This window comes from Rhodoplanes sp. (genome assembly GCF_013377085.1).
Taxonomy (GTDB): domain Bacteria; phylum Pseudomonadota; class Alphaproteobacteria; order Rhizobiales; family Xanthobacteraceae; genus Rhodoplanes.
The window spans coordinates 43484-59666 of record NZ_JACAAX010000027.1; the positions used below are offsets into that span (position 1 = coordinate 43484).

At 69.0% G+C, this 16183-nt stretch carries 13 protein-coding genes; 8 read left to right on the forward strand and 5 right to left on the reverse strand.

Going from position 1 to position 16183, the window contains the following annotated elements; genetic code table 11:
- Positions 1 to 99: 99 nt before the first annotated feature.
- Together HXX10_RS18355 and htpX are read right to left on the reverse strand one after the other, a co-directional pair.
- Positions 100 to 1440: a transcription antitermination factor NusB gene (locus HXX10_RS18355; protein WP_296524243.1), complete on the reverse strand. Its 1341-nt coding sequence runs from the start codon at positions 1438 to 1440 to the stop codon at positions 100 to 102.
- A 206-nt stretch (positions 1441 to 1646) separates the two neighbouring features.
- A complete protein-coding gene (htpX, locus tag HXX10_RS18360) occupies positions 1647 to 2582 on the reverse strand; it encodes a zinc metalloprotease HtpX (protein WP_296524244.1) in 936 nt (311 codons plus the stop codon).
- A 265-nt stretch (positions 2583 to 2847) separates the two neighbouring features.
- Here htpX and HXX10_RS18365 point away from each other — a divergent pair, with 265 nt between their 5' ends.
- From HXX10_RS18365 to HXX10_RS18380, 4 genes are all read left to right on the forward strand, one after another.
- Positions 2848 to 3090, forward strand: a complete 243-nt coding sequence (locus tag HXX10_RS18365) for a succinate dehydrogenase assembly factor 4 (RefSeq protein WP_296524245.1) — start codon at positions 2848 to 2850, stop codon at positions 3088 to 3090.
- A 181-nt stretch (positions 3091 to 3271) separates the two neighbouring features.
- Entirely contained in the window at positions 3272 to 3808 is a 537-nt protein-coding gene (locus tag HXX10_RS18370; RefSeq protein WP_296524246.1) for a thermonuclease family protein, read from the forward strand.
- Between the two features lie 235 nt (positions 3809 to 4043).
- Positions 4044 to 4793 (forward strand): OmpW family outer membrane protein, encoded by a 750-nt coding sequence (locus HXX10_RS18375; RefSeq protein WP_296524247.1) that lies wholly within the window; start codon positions 4044 to 4046, stop codon positions 4791 to 4793.
- Between the two features lie 16 nt (positions 4794 to 4809).
- Positions 4810 to 5487, forward strand: a complete 678-nt coding sequence (locus HXX10_RS18380; protein ID WP_296524248.1) for an outer membrane beta-barrel protein — start codon at positions 4810 to 4812, stop codon at positions 5485 to 5487.
- Between the two features lie 290 nt (positions 5488 to 5777).
- Here HXX10_RS18380 and HXX10_RS18385 read toward each other — a convergent pair whose 3' ends face one another.
- Positions 5778 to 6281, reverse strand: a complete 504-nt coding sequence (locus tag HXX10_RS18385; protein WP_296524249.1) for a L,D-transpeptidase — start codon at positions 6279 to 6281, stop codon at positions 5778 to 5780.
- A 727-nt stretch (positions 6282 to 7008) separates the two neighbouring features.
- Between HXX10_RS18385 and HXX10_RS18390 the strand changes: the two genes are divergently transcribed.
- A complete protein-coding gene (locus tag HXX10_RS18390; protein ID WP_296524250.1) occupies positions 7009 to 7674 on the forward strand; it encodes a DUF6600 domain-containing protein in 666 nt (221 codons plus the stop codon).
- A 12-nt stretch (positions 7675 to 7686) separates the two neighbouring features.
- Positions 7687 to 9303, forward strand: a complete 1617-nt coding sequence (locus HXX10_RS18395) for a DUF6600 domain-containing protein (RefSeq protein WP_296524251.1) — start codon at positions 7687 to 7689, stop codon at positions 9301 to 9303.
- A 214-nt stretch (positions 9304 to 9517) separates the two neighbouring features.
- On the opposite strand, the gene acs is transcribed toward HXX10_RS18395, so the two are convergent.
- Positions 9518 to 11470, reverse strand: coding sequence for an acetate--CoA ligase (acs, locus tag HXX10_RS18400; protein ID WP_296524252.1), 1953 nt, complete (start codon positions 11468 to 11470; stop codon positions 9518 to 9520).
- 538 nt (positions 11471 to 12008) lie between these two features.
- Between acs and HXX10_RS18405 the strand changes: the two genes are divergently transcribed.
- Positions 12009 to 13052 carry a two-component regulator propeller domain-containing protein gene (locus HXX10_RS18405; RefSeq protein WP_296524283.1) on the forward strand — a complete coding sequence of 348 codons (1044 nt, stop codon included), beginning with the start codon at positions 12009 to 12011 and terminating at the stop codon, positions 13050 to 13052.
- Between the two features lie 342 nt (positions 13053 to 13394).
- Entirely contained in the window at positions 13395 to 14978 is a 1584-nt protein-coding gene (locus HXX10_RS18410) for a caspase family protein (protein ID WP_296524253.1), read from the forward strand.
- A gap of 87 nt (positions 14979 to 15065) precedes the next feature.
- Here HXX10_RS18410 and HXX10_RS18415 read toward each other — a convergent pair whose 3' ends face one another.
- Complete coding sequence (locus HXX10_RS18415) at positions 15066 to 16136, reverse strand: Gfo/Idh/MocA family oxidoreductase (protein WP_296524254.1); 1071 nt, start codon at positions 16134 to 16136, stop codon at positions 15066 to 15068.
- Between the last annotated feature and the right edge of the window lie 47 nt (positions 16137 to 16183).

Genomic DNA, 16183 nt, shown 5'->3' on the forward strand with positions numbered 1-16183 from the left:
AGCCCCTCCGCTCACGCGCCCCGTCCCGACGCGCGGCGGTCCACCATAACGAACGGAAATCCCAGGGCAACACTCCCGACTGGGCGGCGGGCACCCGGGTCAGCGACGCACCAGGCGCGCCGCATAGAAGCCGTCGAGACCGCCCATCCGCGGCTCCGGATCCGGCCACAGCGACGGCAGCGTGCGCAGGTCGCCGGCGGCCGTCACCATGCCGTCGAGGCCGGGAAGCTCGTCCACCGCGAGCGGCTTGCGCATCACCCGGTCGTCGCGGGCGAGCAGCGCCGCGATCTGGGTCTCGCCCTCCTCGGGCTCGAGCGAGCAGGTGCAGTAGACGAGGACGCCACCCGGGCGCGTCAGGGTGACGGCGCGGTCGAGCAGGCTCGCCTGGAGGCCGGCAAGGGCAACGATGTCGCCCGCGGTCTTGCGCCAGGGGATGTCGGGATGGCGCCGGACCGTGCCGGTGGACGAGCACGGCGCGTCGAGCAGCACGGCGTCGAACGGCCCGGCCTCGAACGCGGTCACGTCGGCCGCCACCGTCTCGGCGTGAAGCTCGGTCCGCCGCAGGTTTTCACGCAACCTGGCGAGCCTGGGCTCGGACCGGTCGACGGCCGTCACCCGGGCGCCGGCGGCGGCGAGCTGCAGGGTTTTTCCACCCGGCGCCGCGCACAGGTCGGCGACCGATAGGCCCTCGACCGGCCCGAGCAGGCGCGCCGGCAGCGCGGCTGCCGCGTCCTGCACCCACCAGCCGCCCTCGGCATAGCCGGGCAGGCCGGAGACGGCGCCGTGCGGCACCAGCCGCACCGAGCCGGTCGGCAGCACTTTTCCACGCAACCGCGTCGCCCAGCCCTCCGGGTCGGTCTTGACCGTGAGGTCGAGGGCAGGCTCCGACGCATGGGCGGCCGCGACGGCGTGGCCGGCCTCCGGCCCGTAGCTGCTCATCCATCGATCGAGCAGCCAGGCCGGCGTGTCGAGCGCGACCGGGTCGCGTTCCGCCATCATCTCCTTGCCGCTCCGCGCGATCCGCCGCAGCACCGCATTGACGAGGCCGGCATAGCGGGCCGAGCGGCGGTCGGCCTGCACCAGCCGCACCGACAGGTCGACGGCGGCGTGGTCGGGGATGTCGAGCACGTGGATCTGGGCCGCCCCGACCAAAAGGGCGCTCTCCAGCCGGGAGGCGTCGGCCGGCAGGCCGCGATCGAGGCAGTTGGCGATCAGGTGGCGCAGGGTGCCGAGCCGCCGCAGCGTGGTGCCGACGATGCGGCGGACCAGCGCGCGGTCGCGGTCGGCCAGGAAAGCGAGCCCCGGATGGGCGGTCGGCCCGTCGAGCTGCTCGTCGAGGGAGCGGCCACGGTGGAGCACGCCCTCGACGATCTCGGCAGCGGCCCGGCGAGCCGCGAAGCCGGGCGCCTGGGACGGGGGCGAGAATGCAGGACGTGCCATCGATTCGGGGCTCCGACCGGACGAGACGAGCGCGGCGCCCGCCCTCTTGGGAAGCGCCGGGGTGCCCCGGAATTGCCGACATGGACACACCGGCTCGGCGACCGGCGCAGGACCCTAATAACAGATTGCGGGCAGCGGAGGGCAAGACGCCGCCGGCTGCCCGGCAATTCGGTATTTGCGAACCAGCCGCGAGGCTGCCGCGTGCTTCAACCCCAGGGACCGCGGCGGGCCGAGCCGCTCCACGGGCCGGAGGCCGGCCGGCCGGCGGCACGGGCCGATCCGAAGCTGGTGCCCATCTCGGCGGCAAGCCGCTGGAGCGCGGCGATGCGGTTCTCGGTCGCCGGATGGGTGGTGAACAGGTTGTCCATCCGGGCCCCCGACAGGGGGTTGATGATGAACAGGTGCGCGGTCGCCGGATTGCGCTCGGCCGCTTCGCTGGGGATCTGGTGCGCGGCATTGTCGATCTTGGCGAGCGCCGAGGCGAGCCGGTCGGGCCGGCCGGAGATCTCCGCGCCCATGCGGTCGGCGGCGTATTCGCGCGTGCGGCTGATCGCCATCTGCACCAGCATGGCGGCGATCGGCGCCAGGATCACCATCGCCAGCGTGCCGACGATGCCGAGCCCGCCGCCATTGTTGTCGCGATGGCCGCCGCCGAAGAACAGGCCGAATTGCGCCAGCATGGAGATCGCGCCCGCGATGGTCGCCGTCACGGTCATGATCAGGGTGTCGCGGTTCTTCACATGGGCGAGCTCGTGCGCCATCACGCCGGCGATTTCTTCGCGCGAGAGCATGTTCAGGAGGCCCGTGGTCGCCGCGACCGCGGCGTTCTCGGGATTGCGGCCGGTGGCGAAGGCGTTGGGCTGCGGGTCGTCGACCAGGTAGACGCGCGGCATCGGCAGACCGGCACGACGGGCGAGGTCCTGCACCAGGGCGACGAACTCGGGCGCCGTGCGCGCATCGACCTCGTGCGCGCCCGTCATCGACAGCACCAGGCGGTCGGCGTTCCAGTAGCTGAACAGGTTCATGGCGGCGGCCACCAGGAACGCGATGGTGGCACCGGCCTGGCCGCCGATCAGATAGCCCACGCCCATGAACAGGGCCGTGAGCCCGGCCAGGAGGATCGCGGTCTTCAGATAGTTCATCGGGGTCCTCGTCATGCACCGCTATTCGGCGGCAAATCGGTCCTCGACGGTCGATATGGGAGGAACCGGCAACCCCGACAAGCGCGAGCGGACGCGGCCGAGCGTCGCGCTATCTGCCCCCTCGCCTGCCCCCTCGCCTGCCCCCGCACCCGCTCTCGACCGCGCTTTTCCCCCAGCCGGGCCGCGTCCGGCCGGGCTGCGCCCGGCAGGGGTTGACGGACCGGCGCCGGGGTCGTCTCTAGGCCGCATGACGAAGCCCTCCTTCATGCCCGATTCCGCCGCGATCACGACTGCCGCTCCGACCGCGGCCGCCACGGAGGCGCCGGCGCCCGCGCCGGCCAAGATGCTGAGCCCGGCCGCCCAGCGGGCGCTCGCCGAGGCCGCCGCGCGGCGGGCCGAGATCGACCGCAAGACCACCGAGCGTCCGCCCGAACGGAACGGCCGCGGCGGGCTCGAGCCGGCCCGCTACGGCGACTGGGAGATCAAGGGCATCGCCAGCGATTTCTGACCAGGCTCGCCTGGACCCGACATCTGGTCATTCCGGGGCGCGGGCCGCAGGCCCGCGAGCCCGGAATCCAGCGACGAGCAGCGACGTCGTGGCTGGAGTCCGGATTTGAGCCCGCAGCGTCCCGGAATGACGCCGCGAAGGGCTGGTTGTCGGTCCGACTGCGAATCGGTATGATAGGAATATGGTCCGAGTTCATCGGAACTATTCCTTCCGGCCCCGCTCACGCGGCAGCTCGGTGCTGGTCAGCCTGCTGGTGGCGCTGGCGCTTCTCGGCGTCGCGGCGCTGAAGTCATGGTGGGACGGCGTGCCGGCCTCCCGCCCGGCACCGCCCTCGCATGCGGATCTGCGCGGCGCCCCCTCCCGCATGGATGTCGACGTGCTTTACGTGGTCGACGGCGACACCTTCGACGCCCGCATCCATGTCGGCGGCGAGCGCATCGTCACCGGCCGGGTGCGGCTGCGCGGCATCGACGCGCCCGAGCTGCACGCCCAGTGCGAGGCCGAGCGCGTCAAGGCCGAGGCCGCCCGCGACCTGCTGCGCCGGCTGCTGGCGGAGGGGGGGGTGGCGATCTCGTCGCCCGGCGAGGAGAAGTACGGTCGGGTGCTGGCCGACGTCGCCACCCGCAAGACCACCAATGTGTCGGCCGCCCTGATCGCCGCCGGGGTTGCGCGCCCCTATGACGGCGGCCACCGCTTCGGCTGGTGCGGCCGCGGCTGAGCCTGCAACGCGCAGCCCCTGCCGCGATCCACAGCAACTGTAAAGAGATACCTGACAGTTGGTGTCAGGATACTGGCGCGAATGTGGCGGCGCCGCAACGGGACGTTGCCCTCGCGCACCCATCCCGTGTCAAAACGGTAGCGGACTGCCGTACGATTGGGTACGCGTGATTACCCCCGGTTGAAGCCTAATTCGTCTTACTAATTCCGATTCACGCATGCAGATGGGGGAATACATGCGCCTTCGAACAACCGCATTCTGGCTCGCCACCGCCGCCGCTGCGGCGCTGTCGATATCCTCGGCCTCCGCGGCCGACCTTCCGGCGGCCTACAAGGCCCCGGTGGTCGTCGACACCCCCTGGACGGGTGGCTGGCAGGTGCGAGCGCGCGCCGTCGCCGTGATGCCGCAGGACAAGGTCGACCTCACCGTCCCGGCCCTCGGCGCCCTCGGGGCGCTGCCGAACACCGGCAAGGTGACCACCACGGTCATTCCCGAGATCGACATCAGCTACTACTTCACGCCGAACATCGCGTTGGAGCTGATCCTCGGCGTGACGCCGCACAAGATCACCGGCAAGGGTCAGCTCGACGGGCTGCAGGTCGGTGAGACCTGGCTGCTGCCGCCGACCCTGACCCTGCAGTACCACTTCACCAATTTCGGCGCCTTCCAGCCCTACATCGGCGCCGGCGTCAACTACACGTTCTTCTTCAACACCTCGGCCGCCAACACGACGACCGTGGTGCCGCTGCTGCCTAACGGCCCGGCCGTCGCCGTGACCAGCCTCGGCCTGAAGAACAACTGGGCGCCGGCCGTCCAGGTCGGCTTCGACTACATGCTGAACAAGCACGTCGGTCTCAACTTCGACGTCAAGTATCTGTGGCTGAGCTCCGACGTGACCGCGACCCTGAACAACGCGCTCGCGGTGACCGGCAAGACGAATCTCGATCCGCTGCTGATCGGCGGCGGCGTGACGTATCGGTTCTGACCAATAGGGGGATGACATGAAGACGCTTCTTCTCTCGACCTGCGCCGCCCTGTCGGTCGTCTGCGCCGGTGCCGCCGTGGCGGCCGATCTGCCGGTCAAGGCGCCGCCGCCCGTCGTCGTCGCCGCGGCCCCGTGGACCGGCTGCGGCCTCGGCTTCAATGTCGGCGGCGCGTATGGCGATTCGTGGTGGTCCAATACGACCACTGCGTATGCCGGATCGTATTCGCTGTCCGGCGCGGTTGCCGGCGCGCAGCTCTACTGCGACTACCAGACGGGTCCGCTCGTCATCGGCCTCGAAGGCAATTATGCTTGGTCGAGCCTCGACGGAAACGGCACGACGCCGAACGCCGTCGTACACCAGACCACCATCAACTCGATCGGAGGAGCCGGCGGCCGCGTCGGCCTCGCCGTCGACAAGTCGCTGATCTACGTCCGCGCTCAGGCCGTGTGGGCCCAGATCGACCATACCCAGGTCCTGGGATTCACCAACACGGTGTCCGACACGCGGGTCGGCTGGGGCATCGGCGCCGGCATCGAGTACATGATCGCGCCGGTCCTGACCGCCCGGATCGAGTACAATTACGACGACTTCGGCAGCAAGAATTACACTTACACCAACCTGCCGACACTCCCCTACACCGAGCAGACCCGCTTCCACGTCATGAAGCTCGGGCTGAACTACAAGTTCTGGTGAGTCGCCTCTCGACGCCCCTCCACGGAGAGTCGCAACCTTCAAAGCCCCGGTTCGCCGGGGCTTTTTTTCTGGGCGTCCTGGCGTCAGGGCTTTTGTTTGTCCCGCAGAAACCGGCTGATCAGTTCGCTGATGCGGCGCAGCGCGGTCCTGACATCCCTTTCCACTCCCGCTTTGCGGGGAGAGGCGGGACGCCACGCCGATCATCCGGCTCCCAGTCACCTCGGCCCTGAAAGCACAACGGGCGCCCGCAGGCGCCCGTCCGAGATCGACAGGGCTTCGTCAGGAGCGCCTCAGCGGGTCACCACCACGGTGGTGCCGACGCTGACGCGGCTGTACAGATCCGTGATGTCCTCGTTGAACATGCGGATGCAGCCGTAGGACACGAAACCGCCGATCGAGCGCGGCACGTTGGTGCCGTGGATGGCGTATTCGCCGCCCGACAGGGTCATGGCCGCGACGCCCATCGGGTTCTGCGGCGTGCCGCCCTTGATCAGGTTGGGGATGCTCGGCTTGTCGCGCTTCACCTCGGCGGGCGGCGCCCAGTCGGGCTTCACGTACTTGCCGGTGATGCGGGACGTCCCGGTCCATTGCTTGCCGGCCTTGCCGACGCCGACCGGATACCGCACCGCGGTGCCGTCGCCGAGCACCAGATAGAGCCGCCGCTCGCCGGTCTTCACCACGATGGTGCCGGCCGCATAGCTGGCGTCCCTGAACGCGACCTGCTCGCGCGCCGTGGCGGCCTGCGGCGCCGCGACCGCGACGATGATGCCGGCCGCCACGGCGACGGCGGCCATCCGTGATCCGAAATGTGCCATGGTCCCCCCTTGCGAATGCTCACGGTCCGCGCCCGTGGCGCGTCGGTCCCGCATCAGACGCCGCCACCATTTGAGATTCTGTGTGCCGAGGGCAACCCCTTCCGACGGTTTTTGGTCGAAGTAAACGGCAGGTGAAGCAGCGAGGCCACACTTGGCCATCGCGCCGCTCGCGCGGTCCGTCCGTCGCAAACGACGACGTGGCCCCGGGCTCGAGCCGCCAAGAGACGGTCTCGGCGTGCGTCGCGCGTCCTAATCTGAACGTGCGCTCATCTTTGATCACAATTCCTCGTGCGAACGCCTTCCCGCGGATTTCACCCGAACGCGGCAGTACCATGGTCCCACGAATGGACATCAGCGCCGTCAGCCCGATGCAGGCGACGTGGGGCGGCAGGAAAGCCGCGCGCCCCGAACCGGCGAAACGCATCGCCGACGATCTGACAAGACGCATGCCGGCGATCCGATCGCGCCCTCGAGCGTGTTTTCAGTGCCCGTGAAGTCCTTCGAGCAATCAACCCGGATTCGGAACAGGAGTCCCCCAATGACCTTCGCAATACGACGTTGCGCCCCGTCGCGACCGCGGTGGTGCACCGCGACTCTGCCGATTCTCGCCTTGGGGGCGGTGCTCGTGTCGCTCACCCCCGGCCCGGCGAGCGCCCAGGCGGTCGGCCCTCAGCAAACGCAGGGCACCGCAGGCCAGACAGAGGTCGTGCACAGCGATGTCCGCGCCGTGCTGTCGCAGTATGGCGCCTTCACGCAGCACGGCGATTACGGCGAGGTGTGGGTCCCGACCTCGCTGCCGCAGGGCTGGCATCCCTATCCGCCCTGTCACTGGGTGAACACCAAGCAATACGGCTGGTACTTCGACGATCGCACCGCGTGGGGCCAGATCGTCCATCACTACGGCCGTTGGGTGCTGGACGGCCGGATGGGCTGGATCTGGGTGCCCGGCAACGAGTTCAGCCCGGGCTGGGTGGCGTGGCGGACCAGCGAGCAGTGGATCGGCTGGGCCCCCTTGCCGCCGGACCAGAAATTCCAGGCCGTCTCCGCGAACCAGTCCAACGACAGCGACGAATGGCTGTTCATGGAGGTCGAGAAGTTCGGCAAGAGCTGCACCGGAACCGTGACGGCGGCCCCCGATCGGGTGCCCACGCTGCTGCATCAGACCAAGTACATCACCCAGCTCGAATATGTCGACGGCATCGCGGTCTTCGTGCTGCCGCCCTACATCGTCGGGCCGTTCGTCGTCATCGACGTCGGCTTCGATCCGTGGTCGGCGTGGTTCCTGGCGCAGATGATCATCAACTGGAATTGGCTGTGGAACAACACGTTGATCTGGAACGTGTCGTTCGTCTGCGCGCCGCAGAGCCCGTGAGGAGGTCGTGTCATGTCGATCCTGACCAGACTGTCGCGCCGCACGCGTCCGCTTCTGTGCGCATCCGCGCTCGCCCTGCTCGGTCTCGCCGGCGCCTGCGGCATCCCGGCCTTGTCCTCGCCGGCCGCCGCCCAGCAGCCCCAGGCTGCTCCGGCCACGGTTCAGGACGAGGTCCGCTCCGTGCTGACCCAGTACGGGCAATTCGTTCAGCACCCGCGCTACGGCGAGATCTGGGTGCCGAGCGTGACGCCGCCGAACTGGCATCCCTACCCGGCCTGCCACTGGGTCAACACCAAGCAGTACGGCTGGTACTTCGACGACCAGACGCCGTGGGGGAAGATCGTCCACCATTACGGGCGCTGGACCCACGACGCCCAGACCGGATGGTTCTGGGTGCCGGGCGCGGAGTTCAGCCCCGGCTGGGTGGTGTGGCGCACCAGCCCGCAATGGATCGGCTGGGCACCGACGCTGCCGGACGAGGACGTGCAGTCGATCAGCAAGGACGACTTCAACAATGGCGGCTTCTGGACGTTCATGGAAACCGCCAAGTTCGCCCGTAACTGCTCCGACGAGGCGATCCAGCCGGCCCAGCAGACGCCGACGCTGCTGACGCAGACGCAGTTCGTCACCAACATCCAGGTCGTGAGTGGCATCAGCATCTTCGTGCTGCCGCCCTACATCGTCGGGCCGATCATCGACATCAGCATCACGTTCCCGCCGTGGCCGTCCTGGTTCTTCGCCCAATGGCTGATCGACCTGAACTGGGTCTGGAACAATCTCGGCGTGCCGCCCGTGGTCGTCTGGGTGGATTGTCCGCCCATGCCGGCCCCGGTGATACAACCGGCCGCCGCGCCTCCGCCGCCCCCACCCGGGCCGGCAGGCGGTCCCCCGCCCCGGCCCATCGCCGGAGGTCCTCCGCCGGCGCCGCTACCGGTGCCGGTGCCGCTGCCGTCGACCTGCCCGTTCGGCTCGTTCCGGGTCGGCGACCGGTGCGTCATTGCCGACACCTGCCCGCCCGGCAAGGTGCACGGTCCGTCCGGCGCCTGCGTCGACCGCATCGTCGGCCGTTGCGACGGACTGGTCGGCCCCGCCCTGCAGCGCTGCCTCGGCGGCGGCGGTCCTTTGACCCACTGCGAAGGCCTGACCGGACCGGCGCTCCAGCGCTGTCTCGGCGAACCGACGGGCGGCCAGACCGGTCCGGGTGGCCAGACCAGCGGCCGCTGCGCCAACCTGTCCGGCGAGGCGTTCCGGCAATGCCTGACCGGGGTGGTCGGCCGCATCGACCCGGACACCCGACCGCCGGTGGTCCGGCCGCCGATCGACCATCCGCCGATCGGGCTCGGCGGCCATACCGGCCCGGGCGCCGGACCGCCCGTGATCACCCATCCGGTGTACCAGCCGGGCGGCGGCCCGACCGTGCAGCCGAACCCCGTCGGGCGGTTGCCGCGCATCGGCGGAGACGCCGTGCGGAAGAACCCGAACCCGGTCGTGTTGCAGGCGGGCGGCGGCGGCCACAACACGTTCGGCGGCCACGCCACCAATGCGCCGGCTCGCCTGAGCAAGCCGGCGATCACCCATCCGCTGCCGCTCAAGCTGCCGCAGGGCGCTGCCAGCGAGCGTCCGCGTTGACGCCGTCGGGGGCCGAGCCCGCCTCGGCTCCCGACGACCGCGCCAATGACGAAACGGGGGCGTCCGACCGGACGCCCCCGTTGCTCGTCGGCAAGGCTCGTCGGCTAGAGCGAGATGACGTTTCTTCGAATCATCATCCCGCTCTGGCCCTTTGCTTTGCGCATGATCCTTCCCGAAAACCGGTTCCCGCTGTTCGGGATCATGCTCCGGCCGCTCAGGCGGCGCCGCGCTTTGCGCCCTGGCGGTTGTTGACCAGGTCGTCGACCACGGTCGGATCGGCCAACGTCGAGGTGTCGCCGAGATTGCCGAACTCGTTCTCGGCGATCTTGCGCAGGATGCGGCGCATGATCTTGCCGGAGCGGGTCTTGGGCAGGCTCGGCGCGAACTGGATGACGTCGGGCGAGGCGATCGGGCCGATCTCCTTGCGGACCCAGTTGACCAGTTCGGTGCGCAACTCCTCGCTCGGCTGCTGGCCGGTCATCAGGGTGACATAGGCGTAGATGCCCTGCCCCTTGATGTCGTGCGGATAGCCGACCACGGCGGCCTCCGACACCTTCGGATGCGCCACCAGCGCCGACTCCACCTCGGCGGTGCCGAGCCGGTGGCCGGCGACGTTGATCACGTCGTCGACGCGGCCCGTGATCCAGTAGTAGCCGTCCTCGTCGCGGCGACAGCCGTCGCCCGTGAAGTAACGGCCGACATAGGTGGTGAAGTAGGTCTGCACGAAGCGCTCGTGATCGCCGTAGACGGTGCGCATCTGGCCCGGCCACGAGTCGGTGATGCACAGGCTGCCCTCGCAGGCGCCCTCGAGCGGGTTGCCGGCGGCGTCGACGATCTGCGGGATGACGCCGAAGAACGGCCGCGTCGCCGAGCCCGGCTTCAGCTTGGTCGCGCCCGGCAGCGGCGTGATCAGGATGCCGCCGGTCTCGGTCTGCCACCAGGTGTCGACGATCGGGCAGCGGTCGTCGCCGACGACGCGGTGGTACCACTCCCACGCCTCCGGATTGATCGGCTCGCCGACCGAGCCCAAGAGCCGCAGGCTCTTGCGCGAGGTCTTCTTCACCGGCTCGTCGCCGGCCTGCATGAGGGCCCGGATGGCGGTCGGCGCCGTGTAGAAGATATCGACCTTGTGCTTGTCGATCACCTCCCAGAAGCGGGAGTTCGACGGGTAGTTCGGCACGCCCTCGAACATCAGCGTGGTGGCGCCGTTGGCGAGCGGCCCGTAGACGATGTAGCTGTGGCCCGTGACCCAGCCGACATCGGCCGTGCACCAGTAGATGTCGCCGTCGTGATAATCGAACACGTACTGGTGCGTGATCGCGGTGAACACCAAATAGCCGGCCGTGGTGTGCAGCACACCCTTCGGACGGCCGGTCGAGCCCGACGTGTAGAGGATGAACAACGGATCCTCGGCGTTCATCTCCTCGCACGGGCAGTCGGCCGGCACGGTCTTGGCGGCCTCGTCGTAATAGACGTCGCGGCCCGCCTGCATGGGGACGGACGCATGGGTGCGCCGCACCACCAGAATGGTGTCGACTCCGCCGGCGCGGGTCGCGGCGGCGTCGGCATTGGCCTTGAGCGGGACCTTGCGGCCGCCGCGCACGCCCTCGTCGGCCGTGATGATGACGGCCGACTTGGCGTCCTCGATCCGGCCGGCGAGTGAATCGGGCGAGAAGCCGCCGAACACGACCGAGTGAACCGCGCCGATGCGGGCGCACGCCAGCATCGCGAACGCGGCCTCGAGAATCATCGGCAGGTAGATGGTGACGCGGTCGCCCTTCTTGACGCCGCGCGCCTTCAGCACATTGGCGAAGCGGCACACCGCGGCGTGCAGCTCCTTGTAAGTGATCTTGCGATCGTCCTTGGGATCGTCGCCCTCCCAGATGATCGCCACCTGATCGCCGCGCGTCGCGAGATGGCGGTCGATGCAGTTGTGAGTGACGTTGGTGGTGCCGTCCTCGAACCATTTGATCGAGACGTTGTGCGGATCGAAGGAGGTGTTCTTGACCTTGGTGAAGGGCTTGAACCAATCGATCCGCTTCGCCTGCTCGCCCCAGAATCCGTTCGGATCCGTGATCGAGCGCTGGTACATCTCCTGATAGCCGGCGTCGTCCAGATAGGCACGCCTCGACCAGTCGCCCGGAACCTCGTACACCTTCGTCGTCATCTGTTGCTCCCTCCACGCGGCGGACATTCATTGCGGGGCAACCCCCGGCCGCGCCGTCCGTTTCCTCGTCTTTCAATAGGCTCGGCGAGGGGGCCGCCACAAGACGGCCGATCCTCACACTTTGGTCGCGGTCCGCGCCTCCTCCCCGGTCTCGGCGGCGGAAGCCGCGGACGACCGTCCCTTCATCGAGAAGCGCCGGCGCGGCGCCGCGGCGGTCGTCGGTATCCTTCAGAGCCTCCCCTAATCCCGGCGACTTGGCAACGGGCGCGGCACAGTGCCACGGCCGCCGCCGGTGTGCGCGCAGTCATCGCTACAAATCCTCGTCATTTGAAAAATCCGCGCCTGGTCGCGACGTCATGCTGGCGGGCCGGCTGCGTCCGTATAGCATTCGCCCGGGACCACCACGCCGACACCAGAACCGAGATCCCGGGAGGACGACATGACGCTGACGACATGGACGCTGGCCGCCGCCGGCGCGTTGGTGCTCTGCGGCACCGCGCTGGCGCAGCAGCCCACCCCTGCTCCCACTCCGGCCCCGATGGGTACGCCCGCAGCGGCGCCGGGCGTGCCGACATTCCGGGCCGAGCCGCTCTGGCCGAAGCCGCTGCCCGGCAACTGGATCCTCGGCCAGGTCGCCGGCATCGCCGTGTCGCCCGACAACCACGTCTGGATCGTCCATCGTCCGCTGACGCTGCTCGACGACGAGAAGGGCGCGACCAAGTCGCCGCCGGAGACCAAGTGCTGCACTGCAGCGCCGGCCGTCATGGAGTTCGACACCGACGGCAATCTTCTGCGCCACTGGGGTGGCGCCGGCGCCGGCTTCGAGTGGCCGAAGAACGAGCACGGCATCATGGTCGACCGGGACGGCAATGTCTGGGTCGGCGGCAACGACGACATCGACCATCATCTGCTGAAGTTCACGCCGGATGGAAAATTCCTCCAGCAGGTCGGCAGGCAGGGCTCGACCGGCGGCTCCAACAGCACCACCCAGCTCGGCCGACCGGCCCATATGCAGATCGACGAGGCGGCCGGCGAGCTCTACGTCGCCGACGGCTACAAGAACCGACGCATCATCGTGTTCGACGCCAAGACCGGCGCCTACAAGCGGCACTGGGGCGCCTACGGCAAGCCGCCGAGCGACGACAAGATGCCGCCCTACAGCCCGACCGGCCCGCTCTCCGAGCAGTTCTCCAACCCGGTCCACTGCGTGCGGCTGGCCAACGACGGCCTGGTCTATGTCTGCGATCGCGCCAACGACCGCATCCAGGTGTTCCGCAAGGACGGCACCTTCGTGAAGGAGTTCCGGGTCGAGCCGCAGACCCTGCAGAACGGCTCGGTGTGGGACCTGGTCCTGTCCACCGATCCGCAGCAGAAGTTCATCTTCATCGCCGACGGCGCCAACGGCCAGATCCACACGCTCGACCGCGACACCGGCACGTTGCTGACCCAGTGGGGCCGGCACGGGCGCCAGCCCGGCCAGTTCAAGTGGGTGCACAACATCGCCATCGACCAGGCCGGCAATCTCTACACGGCCGAGGTCGGCTTCGGCCGCCGGGTACAGAAGTTCCGGCGAACGGAGTGACCCGAGCGAACCTTCACTCGGACTCGTCATGCCCGGCCTTGTGCCGGGCATCCACGTCTTTCCCACCTCGCAGCGACGAAGCGCGTGGATGGCCGGGACAAGCCCGGCCATGACGACGTCAGCGCTCGTCGACGCACGCTCGCGCTTCACGCCCTCGTGAGAACGCCCCACCTGTGTGAGCGCCCTCACATCGGACTCACCGCCGCAGCCGCCATCGTCGCCCTCACGAGAACCGTGGGCTTTCAGACGGACCCAACCGCTGGAGCAGCACGACGTCTGCCGGCCGGCTCCGCCGCGCCGCCGGACACTTCGGGGAGAACGACGATGTCACGAGGTGCGGTCATGTCCTATCGATCCTGGTTGTTCGCAGGCGCCGTGGCGCTGGCGTCCGTCGCGGGTCTCGGGAGTGCTTTCGCGGAGAGCCGGGTCGCGCTGGTGATCGGCAACTCGTCCTACCAGTCGGTGCCGGCGCTGCCGAACCCGGCGAACGATTCGAAGGCGATGGCCGATCTGCTGCGCTCCGCCGACTTCGAGGTGATCACGGCGCGCGACCTCGGCCAGAGCGAGATGCGCCGCGCCTTCGGCGACTTCGCCCGCACGATCGCCGGCAAGGGCTCCGACACGGTCGCGCTCGTCTACTACGCCGGCCACGGCGTTCAGGTCGACGGCGACAATTATCTGGTCCCGATCGACGCCCAGATCCGCCAGGAGGCCGACGTGCCGCTGCAGACCGTGCGGCTCGCCGATCTCATGAACGCCCTCGCCGCCGTGAAGGTGAAGACCCGCATCGTGATGCTCGACGCCTGCCGCAACAACCCGTTCTCCGAGATCGGCAAGAGCGGCGGCCGCGGCCTCGCCATCGTCGACGCGCCGGCCGGCTCGATCGTGTCCTACGCGACGGCGCCCGGCTCCGAGGCCGAGGACGGCGAAGGCCGCAACAGCCCGTACACGGCGGCGTTCCTCACCGTCGCGCGGGAGCCCGGCCTGCCGATCGAGCAGGCCTTCAAGAAGGTCCGCTATTCGGTCCACCAGGCGACCGACGGCCGCCAGATCCCGTGGGAAAGCTCGTCGCTCACCGGCGACTTCGCGTTCTTCGGCGGCGGCGCCCAGACGACCGGCGTCGCCACCACCGCCTCCGGCCCGGCTGTCGCGGGCACCCAGGTGGCCTCGCTCGGCGGCGGTCCGGTGACCCGCTCGACCGACGGCTGGCGCGGCGAGCTGCAGAGCAAGTCGGCCCGCGAGGCCTACGAGATCGTCATCCGCGAGGACCAGCCCGAGGCCTACCAGGCCTTCGTCGAGCTGTTCCCGGCCGAGACCTTCACGCCGCGGGTGCGCAGCCTGCTCGATCGCCGCCAGGAGCTGCTGGCCTGGCACGACGCCGTCACCATCAACACGGCCGCCGCCTATCGGGCGTTCCTGGCCGAGTTCCCCAACAGCGACTATGCCGGCACGGCGCAGCGGCTGGTCGAGCGCACCGGCCGGTCGCTCGGCGCCACCGACCGCGACCGCGCCTGCGGCACCCCGGTGATCCGCCGTCGCGCCGACCTGTCGGGCCCGACCCGCCACGCCCTGATCGACCCGACCCCGTCGGTCACGGCCGTGGTGGCGCCCGTGGTGTCGGCTCCGGCCATCATCGCTCCGGCGATCATCGACCACGGGCCCTTCGGCCGGCATGGCGGGCTGCCCCCGATCATCGGCAAGCCCGACGGCAAGCCGCCCGTGATCGTCAAGCCGCCCGTCGTGGTGAAGCCGCTGCCGATCAAGCCGGTCGTGACCAAGCCGTTGATCGACAAGCCGAAGTTTGTCGCCCGCCCGATCGTCTCGAAGCCGCAATTCGTCGCCCGGCCGGTCACGACCGGCCCGCGGATGGTGATGGGCGGCGGCGGCGGCATGCGGTTCGGCGGTGGTGGGTTCGGTCGCCGCTGACCGGCCCGCAGCACCGAGCACAGACAAAACGGCCGGGCTCACGCCCGGCCGTTGCTTTTCACGACCAATCGAGCGAGTGGACCGTCGCTATCGCCTGTTCCACTCGGCGATACGGGCCAGCGCCTCGTTGTCGAGCGGCAGGCTGACCGGCTCGTTGCGCTCGGCCGAGAGGTCGGCGGCCGTGTAGGCCTCCATCACCATGCGGGCGTGCACCGGCTCGACCATCACGGGCCGGTCGAGCATGCAGCACTCCAGGAAGTGGATCGTCTCCGGACCCATCTGACCGGCGAAGACGTGATCGACCTGCTCGCCCGGCATGGTCGACATCGGATAACGGGTGCCGCCCTCGACCGTGTTGAGCCAGTTGTCGCGGTACGTTCCGTCCAGGGTGAGAGCGCCCTCTGTGCCCGTGATCTCGATCCAGGTGGTGGAATAGTTCGGGTAGCTGGGCGGCAGGTTCCAGCCGCCGCCGACCACCACGACGGACCCGTCGTCCATGGTCACGGTGTTCCACATGCAGTCGTAGGAGCCGTTGAGCGGCTTCATCACCCCGTAGGCGCCCTGCGAATAGACCCGGACGGGCTTGGCCGGCTCCAGCATCCAGAACACGAAGTCGAGGTCGTGGGTCGACTCCATCGCGGCCGGCGACAGCTTGGTGCGATTGGCGATCTTCTTGCCGAGGCTGCGCGACAGATGGCGGCTCACCATCACGGACACGACCTTGCCGAGCGTGCCGTCGACGATCTTCTTCTTGGCGTAGGCGATCTTGGTGTTGAACCGTTGCGAGTAGCCGATCGTGAATTTGACGCCGTTGCGCCTGGCCAGCGTGATCAGCTCGTCGGCCTCCCAGAACTCCAGCGCGATCGGCTTCTCCAGCAGCACGTTCTTGCCGGCCTTCAGGCAGTCGCGGGCGATCGGGAAGTGGGTCGGCTCCGGCGTGGTGGAGATGTAGACCACCGAGATGTTCGGGTTCTTGATGATGTCCTGATAATCGAGGGTCGCGGTGGCGGCGTTGGTGAGCGCCTTCACCTCGGCCAGCCGGTCGGGACGGATCTCGCAAATGTGGAGCTTGTCGACCAGGGCTGAGCGGGAGAGCGTCTCGGCGCGGATACCGCCGCACCAGCCGGTGCCGATGACTGCGACTTCGACCTGCTTCACGGAACGATCTCCCCGGATTGTTTGCTGAATGGGCCGACGGCGCGCGA